The organism is Streptomyces sp. NPDC049577 (genome assembly GCF_040675635.1).
In the GTDB taxonomy this organism is placed as follows: domain Bacteria; phylum Actinomycetota; class Actinomycetes; order Streptomycetales; family Streptomycetaceae; genus Streptomyces.
Genome location: NZ_JBFAPH010000535.1, coordinates 1 through 2,538, shown reverse-complemented (window position 1 = coordinate 2,538; position 2,538 = coordinate 1). Strand labels below are relative to the sequence as shown.

Below are 2,538 nucleotides of genomic sequence, written 5' to 3'. Positions count from 1 at the left end.
CGGAGCCCGAGGTCAAAGAAGCCATTCACGGTTATGTCCAGGGGTACAACAAGTTCCTGGCCGAGACGGGCGTGAACAACATCTCCGATCCGGCCTGCCGCGGTGCGGCCTGGGTGCGGCCGATCACGGAGCTGGACGTCTACCGGCACGCACACGCCGAGATCATCATGGGCAGCGCCGATCCGCTGCTGGACGGTGAGGTGAACGCCGCTCCCCTGGGGGCGTCGGCCGCCCCGCCGCCGGCGTCCTCGGCAGAGGAGACCGCCAAGAAGATCCGCGACGCGACGGCCGCCGGCCGTCAGCAGGGCATGGGCAGCAACGCTCTGGCGGTCGGTGCCCAGGGCGTGTCCGGAGGCACCGGCATGTTGCTGGCCAACCCGCACTTTCCGTGGCAGGGCAAGAACCGCATGTGGCAGAGCCAGCTGACGATACCGGGAAAGATCAATGTCTCCGGGGCCAGTCTGCTCGGACTGCCCGCGGTGAACATCGGGCACAACAATGACGTCGCCTGGAGCCACACGGTCGCCACGGTGTCGCCCTTCGGGCTGTTCGATGTCCAGGTTGATCCGCTGCACCCGACGAACTACCTGGTGGACGGCGCCTGGCAGCAGATGACTTCACAGCAGGTCGGCGTCGACGTGCTGAACGCGGACGGCTCCATCGGCAAGGTCACCAGGACGTTGTGGTCCACCCGATACGGTCCGATCACCACATCGATCCAGGGCGTCCCGCTGCCCTGGGTGGTCAGCGCGCACGCGGTACGCGACGTGAACATGGACAACCTGCGGGCGTTGAACACCTGGTTCCACCTCGACCAGGCCAAGGACGTCAACGACGTGGTGAACACCCTGGAGGCCACGGAGGGCGTCCCCTTCTTCAACACCGTCGCCTCCGACCGCAAAGGCAACGCGCTGTACGCGGACATCCAGGCCACCCCGAACATCACCGACGAGCATGCCCAGTCGTGTCTCACCCTGACCGGCCAGGAGTTGTTCAACCAGAATCTACGGCTGCCGAACGTGCCGCCGATCTCCATCTTCGACGGCAAGCGCAGCGAGTGTGACTGGCCGGACGACCCGAACGCGGTCGCTCCGGGATTGCTCGACCCGCACAAGCAGCCACGTCTGATCCGGTCCGATTTCGTGGGCAACGCCAACGACAGCGCCTGGCTGCCCAACCCCGAGCAGCCGCTGTCCTTCCCCAGGGTGATGGGCGACACGGCGGCACCCCGGTCACTGCGTACCCAGGAGCTGATCCTGACCGCGCAGAACCGGATCAACGGCACCGACGGCCTGCCGGCCAAGGGCTTCACGCCGGAGACCATGGGCCGGTTGCTGTTCGCCGACCACAGCAGGGCGGCCGACCTGGCCCTCGACGCTACGGTGACGGCATGTCAGGACGTTCCCTTCGGGGTCGTCCTGGTGGACGGCAACCTGGTCGACGTGAGTGAGGCATGTCCGATCCTGGCCGCCTGGAAGGACCACGATTACACGACGGGCAGCCGGGGATCCTGGCTGTTCGCGAACTACTGGGCCTACCTGCTCGATGGGCGGGCGATCGAGAAACTGCCGTGGCGGGTTCCCTTCGACCCCAAAGACCCGGTTCACACGCCCAATTCGCTGGACTCCACAAGCTCCGCCGTCCGTGACGCGCTCGCCCGGGCGACTCTCGCGCTGCGCAACGCGGGCATTCCATTGAACGCACCGCTGTCGGACGTCCAGAAGATCACTCGCAACGGTGAGCAGATCCCGATCCACGGATCCATCGGCGAACTGGGTGTGCTGAACGTGATCACTCCCGGCCAGGTCGACGGCAAACTGGACATCACCTTCGGGTCGAGCTTCATCCAGCAGGTGCGGTTCACCGCCGACGGCCCGCCCCAGGCCTTCTCGGTGCTGGCCTACTCCCAGTCGGCCAACCCGAACTCGCCGCACTACGCCGACCAGACCAAGGTCTTCTCGGCAGGCCGGTGGGTGACCGAACGGTTCACCGAGGATCAGATCGCGGCCTCACCGGCACTGGAGGTCAAGGTCCTCGGCTGAGACCGGCGGGTGGGTACGCCGGAACACCGCGCAACGACAAGGCTCACGAGGGAGCACACAGCGATGAGGGCATCGAGCCGTTGGCGCACCGTGGTGGCACTGATGGTCGCCATGCTGGGAACGGCCGTTCCGGCGGCTTCGGCACAGGCCGCTGACGGTACCGCGCAGCCGCCACCGATGGCGGACGGGTTCGGGCTGACCCAGGTCGGCACGGCGGCAGGCGGTTCCACCAACTTCACCATCACCGTGACCACGCCCGAGGTCACGGGCCGGCACCACATCAAAATCATCCTGCCGAGCGGCTACCACTCCGACCCGACCAGGCGTTATCCGGTGCTGTACTTCCTGCACGGTTCACCTGACGACCCGATCCAGCAGAACTATCCGGCGCTGACCACCTCGAACTCTATGATCACTGTCATCCCGGACGGTGGCGCTCGCGGCTGGTACGCCAACTGGCTCGACCAGAAGACTCGGCTCGGTGCCCAGAACTGGG

General features: G+C 66.4%; 1 protein-coding gene and 1 pseudogene. Both read left to right on the top strand.

The window, feature by feature from the left end; genetic code table 11:
* The coding region (locus AB0K09_RS32270) for a penicillin acylase family protein (protein ID WP_366068949.1) at nucleotides 1-2,042 on the top strand (2,042 nt) is incomplete at its 5' end.
* A 102-nt stretch (nucleotides 2,043-2,144) separates the two neighbouring features.
* Nucleotides 2,145-2,538: pseudogene (locus AB0K09_RS32265) on the top strand (esterase); the annotation flags it as partial.